This window comes from Simiduia litorea, assembly GCF_042853465.1.
In the GTDB taxonomy this organism is placed as follows: domain Bacteria; phylum Pseudomonadota; class Gammaproteobacteria; order Pseudomonadales; family Cellvibrionaceae; genus Simiduia; species Simiduia litorea.
Genome location: NZ_AP031497.1, coordinates 3208800 through 3232858, shown reverse-complemented (window position 1 = coordinate 3232858; position 24059 = coordinate 3208800). Strand labels below are relative to the sequence as shown.

At 46.0% G+C, this 24059-nt stretch carries 26 protein-coding genes; 25 read left to right on the top strand and 1 reads right to left on the bottom strand.

Annotation, left to right across the window (positions count from 1 at the left end):
* The first annotated feature begins 53 nt into the window (after positions 1-53).
* From ACGHTT_RS14260 to ACGHTT_RS14200, 13 genes are all read left to right on the top strand, one after another.
* Positions 54-368, top strand: a complete 315-nt coding sequence (locus ACGHTT_RS14260) for a hypothetical protein (RefSeq protein WP_390591484.1) — start codon at positions 54-56, stop codon at positions 366-368.
* Positions 369-469: 101 nt separating this feature from the next.
* Positions 470-781: a hypothetical protein gene (locus tag ACGHTT_RS14255; protein WP_390591482.1), complete on the top strand. Its 312-nt coding sequence runs from the start codon at positions 470-472 to the stop codon at positions 779-781.
* A 122-nt stretch (positions 782-903) separates the two neighbouring features.
* On the top strand, positions 904-1389 hold the full coding sequence (locus ACGHTT_RS14250) for a hypothetical protein (RefSeq protein WP_390591481.1): 486 nt from the start codon (positions 904-906) through the stop codon (positions 1387-1389).
* 552 nt (positions 1390-1941) lie between these two features.
* Positions 1942-2217: a hypothetical protein gene (locus tag ACGHTT_RS14245; protein WP_390591480.1), complete on the top strand. Its 276-nt coding sequence runs from the start codon at positions 1942-1944 to the stop codon at positions 2215-2217.
* 530 nt (positions 2218-2747) lie between these two features.
* On the top strand, positions 2748-3017 hold the full coding sequence (locus ACGHTT_RS14240) for a hypothetical protein (RefSeq protein ID WP_390591479.1): 270 nt from the start codon (positions 2748-2750) through the stop codon (positions 3015-3017).
* A gap of 131 nt (positions 3018-3148) precedes the next feature.
* Positions 3149-3667, top strand: a complete 519-nt coding sequence (locus ACGHTT_RS14235) for a DUF2059 domain-containing protein (RefSeq protein ID WP_390591478.1) — start codon at positions 3149-3151, stop codon at positions 3665-3667.
* Positions 3668-3743: 76 nt separating this feature from the next.
* On the top strand, positions 3744-4172 hold the full coding sequence (locus tag ACGHTT_RS14230; RefSeq protein ID WP_390591477.1) for a hypothetical protein: 429 nt from the start codon (positions 3744-3746) through the stop codon (positions 4170-4172).
* Between the two features lie 89 nt (positions 4173-4261).
* Positions 4262-4645 (top strand): polymer-forming cytoskeletal protein, encoded by a 384-nt coding sequence (locus tag ACGHTT_RS14225; protein WP_390591476.1) that lies wholly within the window; start codon positions 4262-4264, stop codon positions 4643-4645.
* Between the two features lie 108 nt (positions 4646-4753).
* The gene (locus tag ACGHTT_RS14220; RefSeq protein WP_390590745.1) at positions 4754-5116 is read left to right on the top strand and encodes a transposase; all 363 of its coding nucleotides are present in this window, start codon (positions 4754-4756) and stop codon (positions 5114-5116) included.
* Complete coding sequence (locus tag ACGHTT_RS14215; protein ID WP_390594989.1) at positions 5113-5949, top strand: IS3 family transposase; 837 nt, start codon at positions 5113-5115, stop codon at positions 5947-5949. The genes ACGHTT_RS14220 and ACGHTT_RS14215 overlap by 4 nt, the downstream gene beginning before the upstream one ends.
* A 69-nt stretch (positions 5950-6018) precedes the next feature.
* Positions 6019-6330 carry a hypothetical protein gene (locus tag ACGHTT_RS14210; protein WP_390591474.1) on the top strand — a complete coding sequence of 104 codons (312 nt, stop codon included), beginning with the start codon at positions 6019-6021 and terminating at the stop codon, positions 6328-6330.
* 80 nt (positions 6331-6410) lie between these two features.
* Positions 6411-6842 (top strand): hypothetical protein, encoded by a 432-nt coding sequence (locus ACGHTT_RS14205; RefSeq protein WP_390591473.1) that lies wholly within the window; start codon positions 6411-6413, stop codon positions 6840-6842.
* 75 nt (positions 6843-6917) lie between these two features.
* Positions 6918-7280, top strand: coding sequence for a hypothetical protein (locus ACGHTT_RS14200; RefSeq protein ID WP_390591472.1), 363 nt, complete (start codon positions 6918-6920; stop codon positions 7278-7280).
* Between the two features lie 58 nt (positions 7281-7338).
* Here the strand turns inward: ACGHTT_RS14200 and ACGHTT_RS14195 are convergent, their stop codons facing one another.
* On the bottom strand, positions 7339-8295 hold the full coding sequence (locus ACGHTT_RS14195; protein ID WP_390591471.1) for an IS110 family transposase: 957 nt from the start codon (positions 8293-8295) through the stop codon (positions 7339-7341).
* A gap of 213 nt (positions 8296-8508) precedes the next feature.
* Between ACGHTT_RS14195 and ACGHTT_RS14190 the strand changes: the two genes are divergently transcribed.
* From ACGHTT_RS14190 to ACGHTT_RS14135, 12 genes are all read left to right on the top strand, one after another.
* A complete protein-coding gene (locus ACGHTT_RS14190) occupies positions 8509-9105 on the top strand; it encodes a hypothetical protein (RefSeq protein WP_390591470.1) in 597 nt (198 codons plus the stop codon).
* 429 nt (positions 9106-9534) lie between these two features.
* Positions 9535-9957, top strand: a complete 423-nt coding sequence (locus ACGHTT_RS14185) for a hypothetical protein (protein ID WP_390591469.1) — start codon at positions 9535-9537, stop codon at positions 9955-9957.
* A gap of 980 nt (positions 9958-10937) precedes the next feature.
* On the top strand, positions 10938-11252 hold the full coding sequence (locus ACGHTT_RS14180) for a cupin domain-containing protein (RefSeq protein WP_390591467.1): 315 nt from the start codon (positions 10938-10940) through the stop codon (positions 11250-11252).
* Between the two features lie 88 nt (positions 11253-11340).
* Complete coding sequence (locus ACGHTT_RS14175; protein ID WP_390591466.1) at positions 11341-11787, top strand: hypothetical protein; 447 nt, start codon at positions 11341-11343, stop codon at positions 11785-11787.
* Positions 11788-12589: 802 nt separating this feature from the next.
* Positions 12590-15457: a PKD domain-containing protein gene (locus ACGHTT_RS14170; protein WP_390591465.1), complete on the top strand. Its 2868-nt coding sequence runs from the start codon at positions 12590-12592 to the stop codon at positions 15455-15457.
* Between the two features lie 797 nt (positions 15458-16254).
* Positions 16255-17517 (top strand): efflux RND transporter periplasmic adaptor subunit, encoded by a 1263-nt coding sequence (locus tag ACGHTT_RS14165; RefSeq protein ID WP_390591463.1) that lies wholly within the window; start codon positions 16255-16257, stop codon positions 17515-17517.
* On the top strand, positions 17517-17714 hold the full coding sequence (locus tag ACGHTT_RS14160) for a hypothetical protein (protein WP_390591462.1): 198 nt from the start codon (positions 17517-17519) through the stop codon (positions 17712-17714). The genes ACGHTT_RS14165 and ACGHTT_RS14160 overlap by 1 nt, the downstream gene beginning before the upstream one ends.
* A 57-nt stretch (positions 17715-17771) precedes the next feature.
* Positions 17772-18503, top strand: coding sequence for an ABC transporter ATP-binding protein (locus ACGHTT_RS14155; protein ID WP_390591460.1), 732 nt, complete (start codon positions 17772-17774; stop codon positions 18501-18503).
* An 11-nt stretch (positions 18504-18514) separates the two neighbouring features.
* Positions 18515-19816 carry an ABC transporter permease gene (locus ACGHTT_RS14150; RefSeq protein WP_390591459.1) on the top strand — a complete coding sequence of 434 codons (1302 nt, stop codon included), beginning with the start codon at positions 18515-18517 and terminating at the stop codon, positions 19814-19816.
* Between the two features lie 12 nt (positions 19817-19828).
* Positions 19829-21040 (top strand): FtsX-like permease family protein, encoded by a 1212-nt coding sequence (locus ACGHTT_RS14145; protein WP_390591457.1) that lies wholly within the window; start codon positions 19829-19831, stop codon positions 21038-21040.
* 104 nt (positions 21041-21144) lie between these two features.
* Positions 21145-22548, top strand: coding sequence for a sigma-54-dependent transcriptional regulator (locus tag ACGHTT_RS14140; protein WP_390591455.1), 1404 nt, complete (start codon positions 21145-21147; stop codon positions 22546-22548).
* A gap of 72 nt (positions 22549-22620) precedes the next feature.
* Positions 22621-23934, top strand: a complete 1314-nt coding sequence (locus ACGHTT_RS14135) for a sensor histidine kinase (protein WP_390591453.1) — start codon at positions 22621-22623, stop codon at positions 23932-23934.
* Positions 23935-24059 lie beyond the last annotated feature (125 nt).

The window sequence follows — 24059 nt, the reverse complement described above, 5'->3', positions numbered from 1 at the left end:
CGCGCATACTGCGCGCGCGGTTTAGTACGGCGTTATGTGTCATTGGAGCCTCAGTGAAGACTAAGTATATTTTTCTAATTTCATTTAGTATTCCAACTTTGTACAATTTATTTTGGCACTTAGCTAGATATTTAAATTTTGGGTTGAGTAACGACTTCAACATTCCTAGTTTCTTTTTTTTAATGTTAGCAATGCCTTGGACAGTGTTTGCAGTTGAAGTTGGTACTTTAGCGAAAGCTTTATTAGGAAGTGTTGGTCGAAATGCTATCACTATTCTAATTGTAGGGGCGGGGTTTGCCATTAATATAACTTTAATGAAAATATGTGTATCTTGGTTGTACAATAAGTATTTTAAATCAAACACATAACAAGGCGTTTAAACGGAACTAAAACAGTGGGTTACGTTTCGCTTCGCTTCACATTTTAACCCACAATTTTAGTCCGCTTAACGCGGCGTTAAAAGTACACCATGAAAGTGAGTCCAAAGAAGCAACTGAACAAACTGACTCAAGGTAAGCACTATCTTGTTCTTGGAATCGAGGCTGATTCGTTCCGCATAATTGACGATACTGATGAGCCATATTTATATGAGCCTGCTGACTTTGAAATCATCGATCCAAATGAGCCTAGTTTTTGGCAGTACGAGATTGGTAAAGATGGAGAGAGGTATAGTTACCCCGAAGAGTGGACTAAACCTGGCTTCTTCGAGGATTACTTTGATAACGTAGCATCGGCAAAGAAAGCCTTCGTTGAGGTTCTGAATAGAAAAAATACTTTGTAGAACACCACTTTTAACAAGGCCAAGCACTCTCGTGCAATGCATAAATCGCATTGCACTGGACGGCCTACACTACGTTTCGGCCGCCCGTGTTGGCGGCGTTATGCAACCCAAGGAACGAAGCAATGAGTTTTACAAGTCTACTCGCTCTAGTAGGAGATATAGTGGCTGTAGGTGGCGCTTTTAAGAGTCTCGCAAAGAACCCAGAAAAGGCTAATGTAGAGCAATTCATCACCTTCCTTGAAACTCGACGAGTTCTATTCGCTCAATTTGATCAAGAAATAAAGCACGCTGTTATAAAAAGCATCGAAGAAATAAAATTAAGAACCGAAGATATCCGCTCAACCACAAGTGATACAGAGGTACGGAAAATATTGGCACGCCTTATTAAAGTAATGGCAGCTGAATTGGATAACCTATGGGCATACGACACTCTAGACCGCCGAGGCCAGCAAAAAATGTTTATGTCTATTCAGCGGTTTAGAACTGAGCTGGCAAAAACTTTAGCTATTCTTTGTCATACATATGGCATTGACCCAGCATCTAGTGAATTGCAGCAGTTTATAATTAATATGGCTACCGTTCGGCCAGTTGCCACGGTAGCAAAGTAAAAGCATAACAAGGCTATCAAAAATCGTTCCGGCCAAAAATCGGCCTCCACTGGACGCGCTAACGCGCGCCTTTTATAGCGGCGTTATGCGCCTACCAAAAAATGATTACTAAACTAAAAATTAAGTTAGATATATTGACTCACGAAATCAGCGCGTTCTGGAGAAAGAGCAGATTGGGCGATGCATGGATATGGGTGCTGGCTGTCGTACTAATCGTTACTTCTGGTTGGTCATTCTATATTGGTGATAGATTCGGGATGTGGGCAGCCCTTCCTGCAATAATATTGGGTAAAAGGTACTTCCCAAGTCATTTTTCTATAGGTGAGGAACCCCGCCAAACGAATGAAGAAAGTGCCAAAATATATGGGCATAGCGGTCGATGTGCCAAATGCGGGAGACCAGTAGGAATAAATTATGGAACAGCATCTGAGACCATTTGTAGCAAGTGCGCATAACAAGCGCATCTTGTTCGCCGCACAAAAGACGTGCGGCGGGACGGCTACGCTGTCGCTCCGCCGCCCCAAATGCGGGCGTTATGCAATTGGATAGAGAATGACGAAAGTCAGGAAGAAAGAGTCAATTATAGACGGTATGGCTTTCAGTGCGGGGCTTGGCCTAAAGTTCTTTTTCTTGATTTTCATAATGGTTATTCCACTAAACGTAGTAATGGATTTAGTAGCGGGCAAGTCAGTTGCTGCATACTTTACCGTAGAGTTTGTTGGGTTTATGTTTCAGTCTCCATTACTATGGGGTATTTTGCTATTCTCGGTGGCAATATTTGTTGTTGGCGGCTTGTTAAATAATTGCAGAGATAGAGGCGATCAATAAATGCATAACAAACCGCATCAATCGCTCCCGTTGGTCGCTGGGACAGCCAAAACGCTACGCTTATTTGTCTGCCCCTGTGCGGGGCGTTATAGGGCTAGATGAACAAGAATCTGATAATTGCAGGAATTTGCACGTTACTAATCACATTGGTTGTATTCGGCGCGCAAATCACATTGTTCAACAGTACCGTAAATCCTGTTGAAGTTATCGCGAGTGAAGCGCAGGAATGTATTTCAGATGATCAATGCGAAGTGTTCTGGCCAACTTGTAATGGCTGTAGTTGTGAGTTGCATGCAATCTCATCAGAAAACATATCAAAGTATAGTGAACTTAAAGCAGGACACTGCAAAGCGGAAACTAATAATCGCATTTGTGAGGTTACTTGTTTGCATAGAGAGGCTGTATGTCAAATGGGTAAGTGTAAAATTGTTTCAAAAAGCCTATAACAATCACAACCAAAACGGCCTATCGGCCTCGACTCGCTCCGCTCGCGTTTGTTGTGGGCGTTATGAATACACGGTAAACGAAGAGTGAGAATAAGCGTTCCAGATGGCTGGAATTTTCTAACTGGTTCAGTTAATGATCTTCCTATAAAAATAAATAAATTGTACCAGGACGGAACAGATGTCATTATCGAAATAAGAAAACAAATAAATTATGAAGTCTGGTCAAGCGCAGAGCATAGAGCATCAGGTCCAAATGAAAACAAAGAATCTGAACATGAAAATATAGATTCGGCTCTAGATTCTGCGGTGACGGAAATGAAAAATTGGGATGATTATATTACTAAATTGTCATAACAAAGTTGTCAACACGGACTCCATTTCCGTTGTTTTTAATATGTGCTTAAGTAGCACATATTAAAAACAACTACAATTCGCCGGTTACAACGGCGTTATAGCTTCACCATACCCAAACTAAGGAATAGTTTATGAAGGAAATACTCTCAATAATTCTGCTTGCTGTTTTTCCTGTATTTTCAATGGCAGGAGACAAGGAAGATAAGATTAGGCAACTAATGGAGGCTCAGGGACTTCTCTCTATGTTCGAAAGTCAATTGGAAATGGGTAAGGTTCAAAGCGAGAAGGTTGGAAAGCAAATGATGGATCAACTTCTTTCTCAAATAAACCCAAATGAAGAGTTCCAGGCTAGATTTTCGGCAGCATTTAATAACTACATGGGTAAAGTTACTGCTCCTTGGGGTGCTGATGAAATAGTAAGTGTTTGGGGGCAATACTATGGCCAGCACTTTACAGAAAAAGAGTTGGATTCTTTGGTTGATTTCTATACTTCATCAATTGGACAGAAAGAAGTGAAAGCGAGTAAAAAAGCACTTACGGAGTTTACTGTGCACTTTCAAAATTTAAGCGAACCTATTTTTCAAAAAGCAACTCAAGATTATATTCAAGAGTTAAAATTGGTGGCAAGAGAGTGCAATTGTCAAAAGTAGTAGGCTATAACAAGCAAAGGCAGCGGACGCCAAAAAGCGGCGCCCGCTGCTTTGGGCGTTACGTTGCGGGGGATTAATGTCAAAAGAACTACTACTGGCATTCCTACTCTTTGCGCAAAGTTTGAATGTTTTTTCATCTCCGCCTTGTGGGATTACCACAGAGTATGATGAGAATACATTCTCTGTAGAAATGCCTAAGCAGCACTACAAAAGTGGATTGTATGATGTTGATTTAGGATCCACAATTCACCTTGGCATACCTACAAATTACAATGATATGGAGCTTGGCATACTGCTGGTGCGCAGAGAGATAGAAGGCAAAGAAGTACTTTCGTTTAATTTAGAGAGCTACACCAAAAGTCATGGCATTGCAAAGTACTTTTTAAATGGAAGTAGATCTGAGTTGCTAGATCTAAAGATATACGCCATATATTGGAAATATGAGCTCTGCAATGGAAAGCCTGTGCCAGGTTCTGGTGTTAGATATGAATTACAACCAACGTAACAAACGCAGCCACACCGGCCTATCGGCCTCGACTCGCTACGCTCGCGTGTGCTGCGGGCGTTATGCACACTTACTAAAGTAGACAGTTAATGGGAAATTTTGTAGTTACTGGTTTGGTAATAGCCGTCGTTATTATAATCTTCTTAATTCAAAGAAGGTCAGCAGTAGCTCATCAGTCTGGGCAAATGTCACTAATTGCTAAAAATCTAATTTTGACCTCTGATAAGGCTTTATTTGATGGAAGTATTTGTATAGAAGGAAAGATTGCCCAGGACTTAGAGTTTTCAGGTGTTGGTGCAGGATATGTGTTTGTCTACAAAACAGGTGTCGTTGAAGGAAGCATCAAATGTCAATCTATCAATGTCGCCGGATATGTCGCTGGTGATATATCAGCCTCGGAAATGGTTACGTTAGCTTCTGGTCACAAAATAGATGGGAAAATAAATTCGCCAAAAATAGTTTATGAAAAATAGAATGCATAACAAACGCCACCAAAACGCCGCGTTGCGGCTGGACTCGCAACTATAGACCTGCACCACTTTAACGGACAGTAAATTACTAATCCGCTAAAGGGGTTCACAATGGGAATAACGAATAAAAGTCACTACGACAGCTATACCTTGGCCTACAAGATAAATGCAGTCAAACTCAGTAAGCGCAAGCACGTTAAGGCGATAGACGTCGCAGAAGCGCTGGGGATTCATCCAGTCATGCTGTATCGTTGGCGACAAGAATTTAAAGAAGGTCGCCTTTCCGAGAATAAGTATATGGTTGTCAAATCACCACCTAAACCCTCCAAAGAAGATCAGCAGGCATTGCAGTCGGCTAAAACACGCATCAAAGAACTCGAAAAACGTTTGGCAGCTAAAGAGGAAGAGGTAAATATCCTAAAAAAGGCCAAACGGTTCTTCTTGGATCAGCGCAAGAAAGATACGCGTTCATAGAGAAGAACCGAGACAGCCACAAAATTGTAGCTATGTGTGATTACCTCGACGTTTCACCAAGCGGTTATTATGACTGGCGGAATCGCGATACAAGCGATCACGCTCAGTACGATGAAGTTCTGGCTGCCCAAATTAAGGAAACGCATGTCGGTCATAAACGTAATTACGGCGCTGTTCGTGTGCACCCATATTTAAAGAGTTTGGGTTATTCGTGCAGCCGCAGGCGCATTAATCGTTTGATGCAAGTTAATGGCATTAAGTCGATATACCATGCATATAGGCAGAGGCGCGCCAGCGGTAGCAGCTCCCTGGTGGCAGAAAATGTACTGGCGACACAAGATAAAGCGATTGCTTTCGGCGAGCATTGGGCTGGGGATATGACCTACCTAAAAACAGGAGAAGGCCCTATGTACATGGCGGCTGTTCTGGATCTATTTACACGAAAAGTTATTGGCTGGGGTTTCTCGCGCTATCATGATACCGACTTGGTTAGCGGCGCATTAAAGATGTCGCTAATATCTGAGAGCGTAAAGGTAGGTTGCATCTTCCATAGTGACCAGGGTTCTGAATACTGTTCAGAAGCATATCAGCGGATTGTTACGAATGCTGGAATGGTCAGTAGCATGAGTCGCGCCGGCACGCCAACAGATAATGCATACGTAGAATCATTTTTTAAGACACTAAAAAATGAGTTGGCACATCATTGGAAATTCAGGACGATGGTCGAATGCGTGGCTAGAATTGTTGATTATGTTGAGTTTTACAACGAGGATCGACTACACTCGAGCTTAAATTATGTGTCACCTAAAACGTATCAAACAAAGAATGCTTAGTGTCCGTGAAAGTGGTGCAAGTCTACTAATCGTTGCTCGCCTTTGTGGCGGGCGTTAAATTTTACCGAAATGAAAGAAATATACCTTGAACAAGCTACAGATTTAGATTTGGCTAAACTTGTCGGGCTAGAGATATTGTGCATCAAAACAGATGGGAATAACTCAGCTATAACCGACAAGGGATTAAGCTATATTCCTAAAATAATTGGCTTGAGAGAGCTTGACCTAGAATGGGCAACGGAAATTACAGATAAGGGCATTGCCTCACTAATTAAGGCCGAGTCATTAAATTACGTTGATTTGTCTTTTTGTAGCAATGTTTCCGAGAGTGCAATATCAAAACTAAAGGCAGCAAATAATGGCGTTACTGTTGAGCGCTAAAAATTTAACAAGGCCAGGCACAATCGCCCCTTCGGGGCTGGACCTCCGCACTGCGTGCTCCGGCCTGTGCTGGCGGCGTTATGCGTAAAGGAACAATGAAGCACTTATCACTAATTATTTTAAGCCTCACGCTTAGTGGGTGCTCATTTGTTGTTGATATTATGCTTTTCAACAATACAGATTCATCTATCGAAGTTTGTAATATTAATAACTCCGAACATCCATGCGTTCCGATAGCAAGCCATGAAATGGGTTCAGTGGCTATGATCAACAGTGTGAAAACTGATTCATGGATATACAGAATCAATGGAAAAGTTTATGGGTTTAGCTTTGGCACTTATCCCGAACATGCGTCCGAGGTTTATTGTAAGGGCTTTATACAAAAACGGTGCGCAATACCATTGCAGCTAGAGCCATCAGGATTACTATATTGGGCTGGTAAAAACAGTAAGCTGCCTGTTAGTAACTTTGTAAATCAACCAAAGGGGTTTCCTGTTGGGCCAGGCGCATAACAAACACAGGCAAAATCGCCCTGCGGGCTGGACGTCGCTGACGCTCCGCCTTTGCTGTGGGCGTTATGCATCCATATGAAATTTATTGATGAACGAAGCATCAGGGGTAATCCTTATAGCTACATTGGTTTACTAAAAAAGAAAGGCATTCTGGCTAAGCACAATTCAGAGTTCCAGAATGCCCCGCACGGCCACTTAAACAGAAAAGGTGTGTGGATACTTCTTGACCATCAGCATGTTGACGCTGTCCAATTGATTGGTAATCCAAACCACGTGGCCAGTGATCCGATATCGGAAGAAGAGATGGCCAGCATAGAAGAGGCTGCTAAAGCAGAGTTTTATAAAACATCGTCTGTATTCTTTGGTAAGGTTGGTGTTTCCCTGGTGTATATCTCTCTAATAGGCATGTCTATTTTCATATTAATTAAGGTCGTTTAAATGCATAACAAGCGACTGTGGTTCTAAGTCAAGCCTTCAGCAACGTATTTTTTTCATCTTATGCCGCTTGCCATGACCTTTTATCACGCACCATGGCGTTCAAAATTGTCATCATTTTTCTCATGCACGCTGTAAGTGCGACCTTTTTATGTTTGCCTTCCGCAACTAATCGGTTGAAGAATCGCTTCATTATCGGGTTGCACTGAATAGCGCTCATCATTGCCATGTACAGCATCGTCCGTATAGGTGCCCTACCGCCTTTTATTCGTCGCTTGCCCCGCATCGAGCCGCTGTCTCGGTTGTAGGGCGCCAAGCCGCACAGCGCACCTACCTGTCGACTGGTTAGTTGGCCAAGCTCCGGAAGCTCTCCCAGAAGCGTATAAGCAACACCAGGGCCTATGCCTGGCACGCTTAAAAGGAGGTCATAAGTTTTCTGCCACTCGGTAACCAATGCAACCTCTTTGTTGAGCTTTGTGTTGACCCAATTGAGCTCCTTTTCGATAAACTTGATCATCCTGTTGTGGGAGCGCTGCAGAACATTCTGTGCCTTTTGTTCACGATTTAGCTCTTGAGTTCTAGCTTCCATTAACTGCCTTTTCCGCGCTAGTAAATCTCTGATATGCCTTATCTTTTTGCTGCTTATGGGCCTAATTTCTGGTTTCATTACTGCCCCGAATTGTGCAATCACTCTTGAATCGATTCGGTCCGTTTTTGCTAGGACGCCTTGTGCTTTTGCAAATTGGCGAACATTGATTGGCTGCACCACAACAACTGGGAGCTCGGCTTCCGCCAGCACTTCGACGAGTGTTCGTTCATAGCCACCCGTAGCCTCGACGACGATACGAGTCAGATTAAAGCGCTTGAGCGTCTTTCGGAGCTCCTTAATGTCATCTAGTGAATTGTAGATTTGCCAATACCTATCGAGCTCTAGGATGTATATATCCAAGAACGTTTTACCTACATCTATACCGATATTTCTCTGATGATTAATGCCAGCTTTGGTAGTTGTTTTCATGACTCACCCTTGCTACATTCGAGCTCGAGGCTCATTCGACTGTTCGAGTTAAAAGTAGGATCAGCAAAGCCCCCACGCTTGTTAACGGGCTCGATAGTATCGGCGCCTGGCGGCCACCGGGTTGCCTTGCTGAATGTCTGTTGCTGCAGACATGAGCCTCACCTTACAATTAAAATAGGGTTGGTTAAACAGTGCGATTTCTATCATACAAGGGTGGCCAAGAGCGCAGCTATCGCTGCTGGACTCGGCGCTAATCGCGCCTCGCCCTTGCCACCGGCGTTAGCAGGCTTAAATATGCCATGGATTGAATTCGAAAAATCGGAAAATGAACTGGAAGAGATGTTCACTCAAATCTTCGAAAGTATCGAATGCCTGATATTTGAGGCCTACTCCGTTCCGAATTTCGCGATCAAAGAGTTTGATTCAGTAGAAGGTCTTACTATAAATGCTGGCTCACTAATTAAGAGTCATGGTACTCAACTATCAATATGGTGTTTCAGTGTCATGCCTCGGCCAAGGCTTCGAACCATTGAGCTAAGAGAGGGTGGTAGTCGCCAAGCAGTTGATGGTTGCGGTCTATTCAACATCCAGCTTGAGAGCTTTAGCGAAAATAGCACCATCGTTGGCAAAATTGGTTTTTTCACTGAAAGTGCCGCAAAGAATAAGTACACAGGTCTGAATGGCCCAGAAATAGTGAACTGGGATAATCACAAGCAGGCAGCAAAGCTACTAAAAAAGGCCATAGTGCAAACCGGCCAGCCTGCTAACAAGTCAAGCAAGAAGGACGCGCTAAAGCGCGCCTCTTCTTGAGGCGTTAGCTGCTAGGAAGAATATGCAGGAAATACCTTTAGGGACATTGAATTCTAAGCTCTACGAGAGAAACGGCGAGACTTACTACACAATCACGCCAATATTTGGTACGAGCACAAACTTTTATCTTAATGCACCATTATCGAAGATAGAGGTATTAAAGAATGAAGATAATGAGCTTCTTATAAAGAAAGGCATATTAAAGTTGAGAATGTCTTTCAAGCCATATACCCCAGGCTTATTCAAACTGAAGTTAAAGCCATATTACTTTGGCATACCATTTGGAATATATTGGTGCGAGATCTCGGCAACAAATAAAACTAAACTACAGGATGTATTCGTTGTATACAGCTAACAAGGCCATCAAAAATCGGCCACAAAAAACGCGGCCTACGACGCTCCTGTCGTCGCGCATTTTATGGCGGCGTTATGAGTAATATGAAGACATCAGATGCGGCAGGCTTTATCTGTGCGGATTGCTCAAATATTGAACTTGGTAGCTGCAATATTGATCAAGCCATTGTGGAGTTTGAAAATGCACCATGGAAAAGAGAGCTTGAACGTTTTGAAGAGCTAGATGGTAATCGTCCACCTCCATGTTGGCCTGATTTAACATTTCGTATTGGAAACTACCATATTGGCTTTATGTTAGAGAGTGAATGCAAAAAATTTCGCGTGGAAATATGCATGCCGCCACAGAAAAAACTACTTGGTATATTTAGCTTCACAAAGTTTTTTGAGTTTAAGAATGTTGAACCGGCACGAGCCAAAGAATACCTCAAGATGTTTTATGAATTGTCATATGCAGAGCAACATGATTATTTTCTTCGGCAGCAGACAACATGCTCATAACAAGTGCATCTTGTTTGCCGCTAATCGCGGCGGGACGGCTACGCGTTTGCTTCGCCGCCCCAAATGCAGGCGTTAGGTGACCTATGGAGAAACATTCACCTTGGTTCTTTTTAATGATATGGGAAGGGGTGGGTCTTTTACTATTTCTTGCCGCATACTTCTTTACAAAAAAATTAGATGGTATTTTAGAGGCTTATTATTAACACTAATTCCATATATATTTATTCCATTTATTGCCGTAGGAGTTAATAGTGCAGTTTTTGTAGCTCCAATTGTACTTTGTTGCGTTATTGTTAGTTTGAAATCAACTGCCATTTATATAATAGTTTGGTTGGTAATATATAGTTTATATCTGCTAATTTTCCGACCAGTAATTGAAGGTCCGAAAGAACAAAAGCTTGTTTGGTGCGATATAAGGCGGAAATGGATTCCAAAAGTGCGAAGATCATTGTGGTAAATATAACAAGGGCGCCAAGATCACCCCTGCGGGGCCGGACGGAAAAACCGATGCGCGGTTTCGCCGCCGTTACGTTAAGCATTAATACGCTCTGCCTCTTTGGCTCATCGCTAGATATAAATTTGGTGCTTTGCTACGAAGTGCCGCTCTTGGGGCTCCTTGCGCAGCGGTGAGCGGAAGTCGGATTTTAGGGGGCAATTGGGCATGGACGCCCAATTGAGCGACGATCAGGCAGGAGCCTGTTTTCACGACCCCTAAAATCCGACTGGAGCGAACAAACCCGTTAGGGCGCGTAGTTGGGGTACGTTTCTTTTGGTTCGTTTACTTTTTGTATGAAAAAATGAACAAACTCCCAGCAACTATCAAGTATGGCATTCTTGCGGGAAATATTAATTAAGTGTGGCATCGCTGGCGCTCCGCAATGTACTTCATAGCAAGAGCCAGTGTCGCACTTTAACAAGCACAGCCAACCGCTAACGCGTCGGCTGATTTAAGCGATATAGTGTAAAAAACGGAGAATTACGTGGCGGGAAAATATCCTAATAAAATAAAATCGCTTCCTTTGTATGATGGCCGATTTGATGCGTATAAACTCGAAGCGAAAGATAGCGACGTTCTCTTCGCTTCATACCCTGCTGGAACTTCCATTCCACCTCATACACACGACACAGACAATCATGGTGTCATTACACGCGGTGAGCTACTACTGACGATAAACGGAGTTACCACTAGGGTCAAAGTAGGTGACTGGTATCATGTCCCCGCACATGTGGAACACTCTGCTGACTTTGAAGTTGAAACTGATGAAGTCGAGTTTTGGTTTCATCAAAACACATAAAAAAACCGGAAACGGCGCCTGAAACTGGGCAACTTTAAGCGTCGCTTCGCAGCAAGGTTGCCCATTATCTTGGCGTTATACTAATACTATGAAAATATATATTTTACTTTTAGCAATATTGCTACTGGGTTGTAAGGATGAGGACTTGGTACATAAACCCCAGCCTAAGCATGTGACTGGGCAATGGGAAAGTTTAAGCGTCTTTCAGCTATTTCCGTATGCGTTACTAGATTTTCAAGCTGATGGAACTGGCACGATTATTATCTCTACCTACGACAATAAAACAATTTTGACAAAGTTAAATTCATTTAAATCTAATGATGTTAGTTTTGAGATAACGTTAACAGACCTTGAGGATGAAGGATCGGATAGTGAGATATATATTGGCTCACTTCGTCGAGGTCAACTATGTTTCACAGAAAAAGAAGATAATATAGATTCTGTTTTTGTTTGTTTTACTAGAGTTGATGATATCGAATCATTAAGAAGTATGGCAAAAAATAGACTTTCGGAATACCGAAACCAAGGCGAATAACAAGCGGTTTTAGGTTCGCCGAAAAATGCGCGGCTGCGACAGCTTACGCTACGCTCCAGCTGCGCCTAAACCGGGCGTTATGCAGCATCTATGAATAGTAAGCACAAAACTACTTTCACCTGAAAATTCAGGATTGGATGGGATAATTAAGCTAAAGGTAATTGGTTATCCTGAAATCGAAGTGCTCACTAGGTCTTTATTTAATGATTAGGATCGTAAGGAATTCCCATCTTCAGATATTGAGGAAGAGATTGCTGAGATTCTTAGGAGTTCAGGGGAGTGCTTAAAGGATGTAGCCCTTGAAGCTTTGCTGCCTTCCAATAAGCCACAACGGAAATTCACAAGTTTTTGATATTGCGCGATGGAGCATTTATGTCCGGCCATATTATTTTTAGCATAGGATGGTACATTCAAGCGATAAAGTGTGTTATAAATGCCGCCTTTATCGACTGTGTTAATTGATGGATTTAAACACAATGCAAAGGTCAAATCTTTTGATCTTATGTTCATGGATGAGTTAACCTGATAATGCACTGCTAGCTAGCCTGCGCTGTCAGGCGTATGGGTATTGCTTGGTGCTATGGGAAAATAAAGTCCGGTAGTGGCTTCTCATACAAACAGGCTCACCTTGTGTATTTTCTCTCCTGCACAGACCAAAGTTAACGCACGTTAATCAGCTGTCTTGCATATAGTAATCTATTTAAATCTGATTGATGCCGCTCAAAAAAATAGTCAAATTCTGGGTTTTCTATTCGATATGCCGTTATCACAATTAACTAGCCAATCTCTTGTTGGGGGAATTATGCGTCGCCTTCGTTCGGTATGCTCGGCTCTGGTCATTGCCGTTTCCATTACATTACTTGTTGCCTGTGGTGGTGGCGGTTCCGGTTCCGGTTCCGGCAGTAAGGCGCCGGTTTCGCCGCCGCCGAGTATTTCAGGTTTGTCTACGGCCCAGGCGGTGGTAGGTCAGGCAGTGCAGGTCGACGTTAACAGCGAATCTTCTGCTGGTAACCCAACGGTTTCTGTCCGCATTGTCAGTGTGCCCTCGGGCAGCAGCTTGTCGGGCGTTGAGTTGAGCGGGAGTTCGGTTGAGGTAACCTTTGATGTGACCGGGTTTTACCAACTGGAGGCGAAGGTAACTGACAGCGCGGGTTCTGTCAGCAAGCGATTTGATCTCGAAGTTATTAATAACAACCCTGTTGCCCAGGTAGCCGGCCCGGACCGGGCAAATCTGCTCTCGCCCTTGTATCTGAATGCGTCTTTGAGTTACGACCCGGATTTGCATGGCCTGACTTATGAGTGGCGTTTGGTCGAAAAGCCCGCCGGTAGCAATATGCCGCAGGCGTTGGGCCAGGCGGCAACCCTGGAGCTGTTGCCTGATGTTAAAGGGCTTTATCTCGTTAGCCTGACCGCCATTGATGCCTACGGTGCGTCCAACACCACTGAATTTGCGTTTACTACGTCGGCCTTTAAATTCCGACGCTTTATTTTTAATGTTGTTGACGCCGTCTACAGTGACGCCCACGACGCAGTGGTTGCCGTTGGCGATGATCAGAAGTTCTATGTTTACTCCATGGAAACCCACGCCACTCGCGCTTTGACTTTAGCTCACCCTGGTACCAGTGTGTCGGTGTTGCCCGATGGCAGCAAGGCGGCGGTGGGGCACGATGGATTCATTTCGATCATCGATCTTTCAGCCATGGCGGTAGAAAGCGTCATGCCTGTATCTACCGATGTATTTGACATTGAAATTGCCACCAATGGCTTTGTGTATGCCATGCCCAAAACCGATCAATGGGAAAGTCTGCGTTCGCTGAAAATGGATACAGGGGAAGAATTCCAGAGTGGTGGCTATTCGGTAAGGGCCGGCACAGTAATGAAAATGCACCCGACCCAGCAGTCTATCTATGGTGCAAATCGTGGCTTGTCACCATCCGATATTGAAAAATACGATATCAGTGCGGGCGCGCCGTCTTATCTTTACGATTCTCCCTATCATGGTAATTACGCTATGTGTGGCGATTTGTGGATATCCCGGGATGGGCTGCGGATTTTCACCCGCTGTGGCAACGTCTTCCGCAGTTCTGATGTGCGCGAGCAGGACATGCTGTACAACGGCTCGCTCGATCTAGTACAGAACATTGCATCGCTGTCCCACTTTGGTGAAAAGGTGGCGTACATTGATAGCGGTGAAACCGATAAAATTGCCTATTACGGGTACAGTGTGCTCACGCCTAAAGGCAAGGCAGAATTGCCGGTAGAAATAACTAATGGCGAGAGCTATCGCGTTGACGGACGGTTTGTTTTCCATCGCCCAGACGGCCAGGAAATAGTGCTTGCCCAGGTTGATGCTTCCGCCGGCTACCTGCGTGATTGGGGTGTGGCGTATCTTCCATCTGAAGTTGAAACATTCAACCTGCCACCGGTGGCTATCGCGGATGCCAATTCTTACGCCAATATTAATGAAGAGCTTCTAGTCAGCGCAGAACAAAGTCTGGATCCTGAAGGCGCAAGCCTCAGCTATCAGTGGGAGTTGCAGTCGCGCCCTTCAGACAGTATCAGTGAGCTGGTGAATGCAGATGCATCAGTCGTCTCGTTTGTGCCCGACATCAAAGGTGAATATACACTGCGGGTAAAAGTGAATGATGGTGAAATGGACAGCGCCTACACCACGGTGAAAGTGACTGCCGAGGACCCCGCCGACAAGCGCCTGCTGGCGCTGGATTTTGAAGTCTTAGCATCGACATTTTCCGTGTCACGCAATCAGCTGGTACTCTCTGCTTCATCACCAGCGCGTTTGGTTTTGGTTGATGTGGAGACCCTTGAGCGCAGGGAGATAGCGCTAGGTGCCAGCGCCGCAGTGCTCAGTCTTAACCCGGCAGGTAACAAAGCAGCGGTCGCCTATGGCAATACGGTCGCCATTGTTGATCTCGTCGGTGCCAGCGTGATTTCAACCTTTTCGGTATCGGCGCCAGTAATCGATCTGGTTTTACCGGATAACGGTTATGTGTACGTATTCCCCGCATCCGATCAGTGGACCCGCATTACTACCATTGCGCTAGATACGGGTGTTCAACAGCAGCATCAGGGCAATTATATCCGGGCTGGTACACGGGTTGATTTGCACCCGTCGGGCAAATTCATTTACGGAGCCGATAACGGCTTGTCACCGTCCGATATTGAACTTTATGACATTCAGGCGGGCAACGCGGTATATGTTAAAGACTCCCCTTATCACGGTGACTTTGCTATGTGTGGCGATGTCTGGGTAGCCGAGAATGGCGAGAGTCTTTTTACCCGCTGCGGCAATGTGTTTAAGGCCAATCCCGGGCAGGCGGACGATATGATTTATCGGGGTGCCTTGAACCTGAATGGCGCTGCCATCGGTTCGCTAAGCCAAAGTGGTGACGAGTTGGCCATACTCCTGGAGCCGCGCTACTCGCATACCGGTGAACAAGAGCTGGGCCACACCATCAACCTGTTCAGCCATGCCAGTAATAGCTTTGTGCGGTCAATTGATATTCCCGCTACGCTCGTGGGGGATGTGGCGTATCATAATTATGGCCAGAATATTTTCCATACGGCCGATGGCACCCTTGTCGCTATAGTGAAGGTAAACTCAGCTGCAGGAAAAATATTCGAGTATTCGCTGTTCATATACAGCCGCTAAGTCGGTAAATGGGGGCGCGTGACAGAGTCTGTTTCTGTTTCACCGCCCCTGTTTATCGCCGCAACTGAAAATACACAAATGCATGCTGTATCTTTGCGTCATCTTTTAAATCGCCAAAGGCGAGTCCATCGACATACTGGCCCTGAATGTCACTTTCTCCAATTACCGGCTTAATCTCGCAATTCAGCTGAATGATGTGTGGGCTTCCGGTGGACTGAAACAGACATCATTGGGCAGTTCACGCAAGTTTTTCACGGGCTCTACACAAACGGTGTGCCTGACTGGAGTAAAGTGGCTTTTTCTTTTGGTCGGTCTTGGTATTTGGTTTCTGTACTTCTCACTATTTTAGTGGCGCTTGCGTTATATGATCGGAAATCAAAGCCAGTGTTGTTAGCCATTGCGGTGAGTTCAGGGCTCTCTTTTTTAGTCATGCTTTATGCTATGTACCCGCTTCACATCATGCTTTCTGGCGCTGTCATTTAAATTCCTAGTCAATGGCTCTTGTACCCAGTGAACCTTAACTAGGCTTTTTAAGCTTGTAGGGGGCGGCCCCCCGCCTTGTCGCTGGCCCCCAAATCCAATTGTGTACGCCACCCATCTAACCGGACACTTTCTCTGTGTCCGCGGACACTTTTTCACCCGCGCCAGCGGCTTAACAATCCATAACCTGCTGTAAAATAACAGGATTTTAATTCTGGCACAGTCTCTGCTATATACCGGTGAAGAGCCGTAAAGCGCGGGGTTTTGGCCGAGCGGACAGTTTTTTAATTGCAGGAATAGAAGAGAGAGTTGAGGTCATGATTAAGGACACCAGTGCCCAAGACACCGTATTAGCACCGCCGCTGGTGCTCAAATTGAAGCTGCCTTTGTTGTTGGGCGGGGCTGGGTTATTGGTGAGCGCTTTGGTTTGGGCCAGCTTTGGTCGCGACAGTGCCAGTGTGTCGGTGAGTGGTGAGGAGCTGCAAATGGCAAGCCTCAGGATGAGCACCTTAACGCGCGATATTGCGACCACTGGAAAAATTGTAGCGGCCAACGCGCCCATTCTTTATGCCACTGAGGAGGGCACGGTAACGCTGATCAGCCAGCCCGGCGATAAAGTCGAAAAAGGCGCGGTGTTGGCCAGTATCGACAGCCCGAAGCTCGCTAGCAACTTGCAGCAACAGCAAGCAGTATTGGAAGGCTTGCAGAGTAGTTTGGAGCGTGCGCGCTTGGATGCACGGCGCGATCAATTGCAGGCAAATAAGGCACTCGATATGGCCGGTGTTGACCTCGCCGCTGCGGATCGCGAAAGCCGGCGCGGTGACCAGCTGATTGAAAATGGCTTAATCAGCAAAATTGACTATGAAAAAGCCAAAGATGATTTACATAAAGCGCAGCTGATGTTTGCGCACGCCGAAAAAGAAACCAATTTAACCAAAGACACTCTGACGTTTGAAATAAAAAACAAAGAGCTTGAGGTTAATCGCCAGGCGTTAGTGGTAGCGGAGTTGCAGCGCCAAGTTGAAGCCTTGCAAATAAAGGCGCCGGTGGAGGGCATTATTGGCAACTGGTTGATCGAACAAAAGGCCAGAATCACGGCCGGTCAGCCAGTATTAACTGTAGTGGACTTGAGCGCTTTCGAGGCTGAGCTTGCTGTGTCTGAATCCTATGCCGATGAGCTGGGTTTAGGTATGGATGTGGAGCTCAGCTTTGGCGATCTGACCGTTATTGGCCAAATATCTTCAATCTCGCCGGAAGTTCGCAATCGTGAAGTGACCGCCCGTGTGCGGTTCGAGCAGAGTCAGGGTCTAAAGCTACGGCAAAATCAGCGGCTCTCTGCGCGCGTGCTGTTGGAGAATCGTGCCAATGTTTTAATGGTGAAGCGCGGTGCGTTTCTCACCAGCGGTGGTGCACAGCTTGCCTATGTTGTGAAGGGGGATTTGGCGCAAAAAATACCGGTGAAGTTGGGTGCCCGCAGCATGAGCGATGTGGAAGTGCTTGAAGGTGGCAAGGCCGGAGATGTTTGGGTGATATCGAGTTTTGAAGCGCTCCAAAACGCGGAGCAAGTGAGGGTGCGGTGATGGATGCTTTTAGTCGAATCAGTGTGATTGGCTTATTAGTACTTCTCATGTGTTTGTTGTTGGCATACGGCGTTGGCAGGGCCGGCGTTGATGCTAATGCCTACCCCCTAAAAGCTGATTTTAATGACGAGATTAATGATGGCCTAAGTGATGCTAAGCGACAGGCGGTGTGCACCGCTCGACGATTTATTTTTTAAAGCAGAATTCGTTAATGAACGTATCGAATAGATACCACTAAAATTAGAGGGAACAATATGCTACTCATGAAAAACATCAGCAAAGTTTTTAAAACCGATCTGGTGGAAACCCATGCCCTACGGGATTTTAATTTGTCGGTTAACGAGGGCGAGTTCGTAGCTGTAACCGGGCCTTCGGGCTCGGGTAAAACAACCTTCTTAAACATTGCTGGGTTACTAGAAGGCTTTACCCACGGTGACTACTTTCTCGACGGTGTAAATATTTCAAACCTCAGTGACAATAAAAGCGCGGCCATCCGCAACGAAAAAATTGGCTTTATTTTTCAGGGCTTCAATCTCATTCCGGATCTTAATTTAGCGGAAAATGTGGAAGTGCCGCTGCGCTATCGCGGCTTTTCGAGCCAAGAGCGCAAGCGGCGTATGACTCAAGCGCTAGAGCAGGTGGGTTTGGCGGCCAGAATGCAACACTTACCGTCGCAGTTGTCCGGCGGCCAACAGCAGCGCGTCGCTATTGCCAGAGCGCTGGCCGGCGAGCCGCGCTTTCTGCTTGCGGATGAGCCCACCGGTAATTTAGATAGTTTAATGGCGCGCCAAGTGATGGAGCTGCTGGAAAATATCAATCAGGCCGGCACCACCATCATCATGGTTACCCACGATGTAGAGCTGGCCCGCCGCGCGCAACGCAATATTCAGATTGTCGATGGCCAGGTGTGTGACTTTACGATGTACCACCAGCAAACGGCTAGCCGAGCGGTAGAGCCAAAATCTGCCGATATGGCTCAGGCTTAAGGAGGCGCGCGATGTTTTTCTATTATTTAGATCTGGGCTGGCGCAGTATCAAACGCACGCCTTTTTTATCGACGCTAATGGTGTTAGCTATTTCTATCGGCATTGGCATTACGATTACCACGCTCAACGTTTATCAAATGGCCTCTATTAACCCCGCGGGCGAGCGCTCGAGTGAGTTATTTGAAGTTCGATTGATGAGCCAGGCCAACGACACCTGGGAAAAAATAAACGAGCAGATCACTTATCAAGACGGGTATAACTTGCGCACTAGCGACGTGCCAACGCGGCAGACGGCAATGTTTGCTTCGGGCGCCGCCGTGCAAACGGACGATCCTGAATTTGTGCCTCTATTGGAGAAGATTCGGGTGGCCGATAGCAGTTTCTTCAGCTTATTTTCCGTTGCTTTTTTGTATGGTGGCACGTGGGATGCAGACGTGGATGCTAACCCTAGGCACCAACTGGTGATCAGCGAGGCCCTTAATAAAAAGCTCTTTAACGGCAAAAACAGTGTTGGCAAAACGCTGTATCTTGACCGTAAGCCCTATCAAATTGTAGGTGTAACAAAAACCTGGAACCCTAGCCCAAAGTATTACGATGTCAATAACGGTGCGTTTGACGAATCAGAAAATATTTTTGTGCCTTTTTCCTTGGCGCCCATCGAGGAGTTTTCCAGTTGGGGCAATAACCAAAGCTGGAAAAATGAGAATGTTAATACTTACGCGGAACGGCTGCAATCGGAAATGCATTGGGTTCAGTATTGGGTGGAGCTCAACACCCCGGCGCAAATTGAAGATTATAAACAGTGGCTCGTGCGATATATTGAGCAGCAGAAGTTAATTGGTCGCTTTGAAAGAGATGATGCCCGTGGCGAAATTTCCGATGTGGCTGAATGGCTAGATATTAATAAAGTGGTGCCGGAAGATAACAAAATCTTGGTTGGCTTGAGTGTGTTGTTTCTGCTGGTGTGCTTGGTGAATATGCTAGGCCTATTGTTAGCTAAGTTCCTCAAGCGCGCGTCAGAGGTTGGGGTGAGGCGTGCCATAGGTGCTAGCCGCGGACAAATATTTTCCCAGCATATGGTTGAAGTTGGCTTGATTGGCTTGGGCGGTGGCGTACTTGGCCTGCTCTGGGCTTGGGCTGCATTATCTACCTTGTCGGCCCGCTTCGAGCTGGAAGCATCTCTTACACAGCTAGATTACAGTATGTGGTTTGTCGCCCCAGCTATTGCGGTAGCCGCGTCGCTGGTAGCCGGTATTTACCCAGCTTGGCGAATCTGCACAACCAACCCCAGTGTTTATTTGAAGAGCCAATAAAAGGAGCGCGTGATGCTACATATTAAACCGATCGTTAGTACCTTACTGCGCAGTAAAAGTGGCCCTTTATTGTTGCTGATTCAAATAATTCTCTCCGTGACTATTGTTGCCAATGCGAGCTTTATTATCAGCGAGCGGCTGTCGTTGATGGCGCGCGAATCGGGTATTGCCGAGTCAGAGGTTTTTGATTTCAATGTTTACAATTTTGATAAAAGCATGGTGTTCGGCAAACAAAATCAGCGGGACGTAGAAACGCTTCGCGCGCTGCCTGGTGTCATTGATGCTGTTAATAGCAGCATGACGCCGCTTAGTGGCGGTGGTTGGATGTCGTCGTTTACGATAGGTGAAAGCGAGGCCACAGCCAAAGATACCGAGGGTGCCGCCGCCTATTACGGTGATGAGCACATGATTTCCACATTGGGCTTGAGATTGATTGCCGGTAGAAATTTCTATGAAGAAGAGGTTTTTTCCGGTAGTCCAGATCTTGCCAACCGCGGTATCGTGAGCGCTGCATTTGCCAAGGCCACATGGGGTGATGAAAGTGCACTCGGGCAGCATATTTATATGGGCGAGTTCGGTCAGCAACCGGTCGAGATTATTGGTGTGGTTGAGCACCTGCAAGGTGCTTGGGTTGACAGTAACAATTTGAATAACAGTATTATCTTGAACGTAGAGTTGGAATTTCCCTTTACCAAGTTTTTGGTGCGTGCACAGCCAAGTGCCATAGCCCAACTTAAGGAAAGCATTCCTCAGGCCTTGCATAAGGATAATCGCAATCGCGTTGTTCGCGGCTTTACCACAATCAGCGAGCACCGCACCAAGGTGTATCGCAATCACGAGTTGATGGCGACTGTGCTTTCCCTCATGGTGGTTCTGTTGTTGCTGATTACGTCTTTGGGTTTGGCTGGCATGGTCATGTTCAATATTCAGCGACGCACCAAGCAGATCGGAACCCGTAGAGCACTGGGTGCGCGCAAGCGCGATATCGTCAGTTTCTTTTTGGTGGAAAACTATATCATCTGCTTGGTGGGTGGGGTTTTGGGCGTATTGCTCGCGTTTCAGCTAGGGCAGCAGTTGATGAAATTTTATGATCTGCCTATGTTAGATCCGGTGTACCCAGTGGCTACACTTGCTGGTCTCTTTATCGTTACTACCTTGGCGGTCATTTTACCGGCTCGAATTGCAGCCAACATATCACCCTCGATAGCAACCCGTAGCGTGTAACCGTTGTGGCATTTACCCGGGTACAATAGCGTTAGAATTCTGTTGTACTTTGGGTTAACGTTGTCGTCTAGTTTACTTGCTCGTGTCAATGTTGATTATATTCTATGGATACTATTCTCGTCGTAGACGATAACAAAGCGGTCTGCAGAGCACTTGCCTTGATGTTAGAGCTGCATGGTTATAGGGCAATAAGTTGCGATAATGCCGCTACTGCGCTCGAATGGGTTGCAGCGCAAGATATCGATTTAGTGATACAAGATATGAATTTCACCCGAGATACCACGTCGGGTGAAGACGGCAAGATATTGTTTTACGGTTTGAGGAATATTCAACCCGATATTCCGATTATTCTGATGACTGCCTGGACCCAATTAGAAACCGCTGTAGAACTGGTTAAGGCCGGTGCCGCAGACTATATGGGTAAGCCCTGGGATGATAGTAAGCTACTTACCAGTATAAATAATTTGGTGGCACTGTATAAAATGTCGCGCGCCAATCGCAAGCTTACGCGCGTGGATACGGAGCGTATGCAAGCGATTGCCGGTGCCGATTTGTGCGGCCTTATCTTCGGTAGTGGCGCCATGCAGCGCTGTGTTGATTTGGCTTTACAGTTAGCGCGCTCGGATGTCTCTGTACTTATTACCGGGCCGAACGGCGCAGGTAAGGAAAAAATTGCCGATATCTTACATGCCAATTCACCGTTAATGAACCAGCCATTTATTAAGGTTAACGTGGGTGCGCTGCCGATGGATTTGATGGAGGCCGAGTTATTTGGTGCCGAAGCCGGTGCATTTACCGGCGCGACTAAAGCAAGAATCGGCCGTTTCGAAGCGGCTGATGGCGGAACCTTATTTTTAGATGAAATTGGAAACCTACCGCTCTCTGGCCAAGTTAAATTATTGCGGGTTTTGCAAACCGGTGAGTTTGAACGCTTGGGTAGCCACAAAACGCGTAAAGTTAAGGTGCGGGTATTAAGCGCAACCAATGCCAATTTAACCGAGGCGATTACAAGGGGTAGTTTTCGCGAAGATCTCTACTATCGGCTCAATGTGGTAGAGCTGGCGCTGCCTCCGTTAGCCCAGCGACCCGATGATATTTTACCCCTGGCATCACACTTTATTGGCACTACACACACGATTGGTAAGCCTGCACAGAGGGCGCTGGTTAACTATGCTTGGCCAGGTAATGTTCGGGAGCTTGAAAATGCGTGTAAGCGAGCGGTTTTATTGGCTAGCTCATCTGAATTGCGTGCCGCTGATTTTGGTGTTGTGGCTTCTGACAGTGAGGCTAATTTCGTTTCATCCGTAGAGGTTTCATCAGCAGAGCTAAACAGCCAAGATGCTACCGAGCTTGGCCATCTAAAAGACGTGGAAATAACGAAGCCCGAGCTAGAGGCAGCTTTACAAGCGCACAACGGCGTGATCGCTAGAGTGGCTAAAGCGTTTGGTATGAGTCGGCAGTCGCTCTATCGGCGAATGGATAAATTGGGCATTGAGAGGCATCAATGACCATTTAATGTTTACCGCGTCGTGCTTGTTTGACGACTGCTAGGGCTACTCAAAGAAGGATGCAGATTAAACGTGCAGCTCCGAACAAAAATAATTGGATGTGGTCTTGTTGCTTGCGCAGCTGGTATCGGACTTGGGCAATGGTTATTCAGTCAGCCTTGGTTGAACGGCGTTTTAGGATGGTTAGCGTTACCACTGAGTTTAGCCGTGTGCTGGATTGGCCTCGCTTGGGTGACGCGCAATTTGGCCGAAGGTTTGTCTGCGTTAGAGATTGGCCTGCTGAACTTTAAAGACAATGACTTCAGCGTTAACTTGCCCGTTAAAGGCGATAGCCAGATAAAGGCACTGGCACAATTGTTCAATGAATCCGCCGATATTTTGCGTAAAGAGCGGCAGTATATTTATCAGCGCGAGCTCCTACTCGATAAGGTTATTCAAAGCTCTCCCAATGTCATGTTGTTGTTGGATTCAGGTGATCGCATTATCTACGCCAATGATGCCGCACGCCATCTGTTTCACCAGGGCACTAAAATGGAAGGTTTACCGCTTCATGAGCTGCTTCGCGAGGTGCCGGTTGAACTTGCTCAGGCATTGTCAAGCAAAGAAGACGTACTCTTTTCCATGGGCGAAGAGTTGGAAACCTGGCATTTAAGCCGTGGCCGCTTTCAGTTAAATAACCAGCGTCACAATTTAATACTGCTTAAACATATGACTCGCGAACTAAATCGCCAAGAGGTTGCCGTTTGGAAAAAAGTGATTCGCATTGTCAGTCACGAACTTAATAACTCAGTTGCACCTATCGCTTCCATGGTAAACTCGGGGCGAATGCTCACCCGCGATTTGCACAATGAAAAACTGACGCTTATCTTCGACACCATTGAGGATAGAACTGCACATTTGAGCCAATTTATCGACAACTATGCGCGCTTTGCTAAATTACCTTTGCCGCGGCCCAGTGAGGTTGACTGGAGCCGATTAACGGAGCAGCTAGCGCAACACTACCCATTTGCCTTAGGTGCGCCATTACCTGCTAGCACCGGATTTTTTGATTTGGTGCAGCTTGAGCAGGTTTTACTGAACCTTTTAAAGAACGCCCATGAGTCTGGCTCGCCCAGCGATGCCATTGTTTTGACCATTGTCGATCAAGTGCGGGCCGAGGTGCGGGGTTTCTGCCTCAATATTGATGATCAGGGCAGTGGTATGTCGAACGCTGTTTTAGAGCAAGCTCTGTTGCCTTTTTACTCTACCAAGCAGTCTGGTACGGGTTTAGGTTTACCCCTGTGTCGTGAAATTATTGAAGCCCATGGCGGCCATATTGGCCTGCATAATCGCGAGGTAGGGGGGCTGCGTGTGAGTGTGTGGTTACCTCAGGCACCTGTGCACTAGACGCTGAATTTATCGGGTTTGAATAGCGTGCGCGCTAGAACATTGGGCGTCCGTTGTTAATAATTGCCCAGGTTATTCAATCTTAAATTGGCTAAGTTCAATTTTTAGCTTAGTCATCATATCTT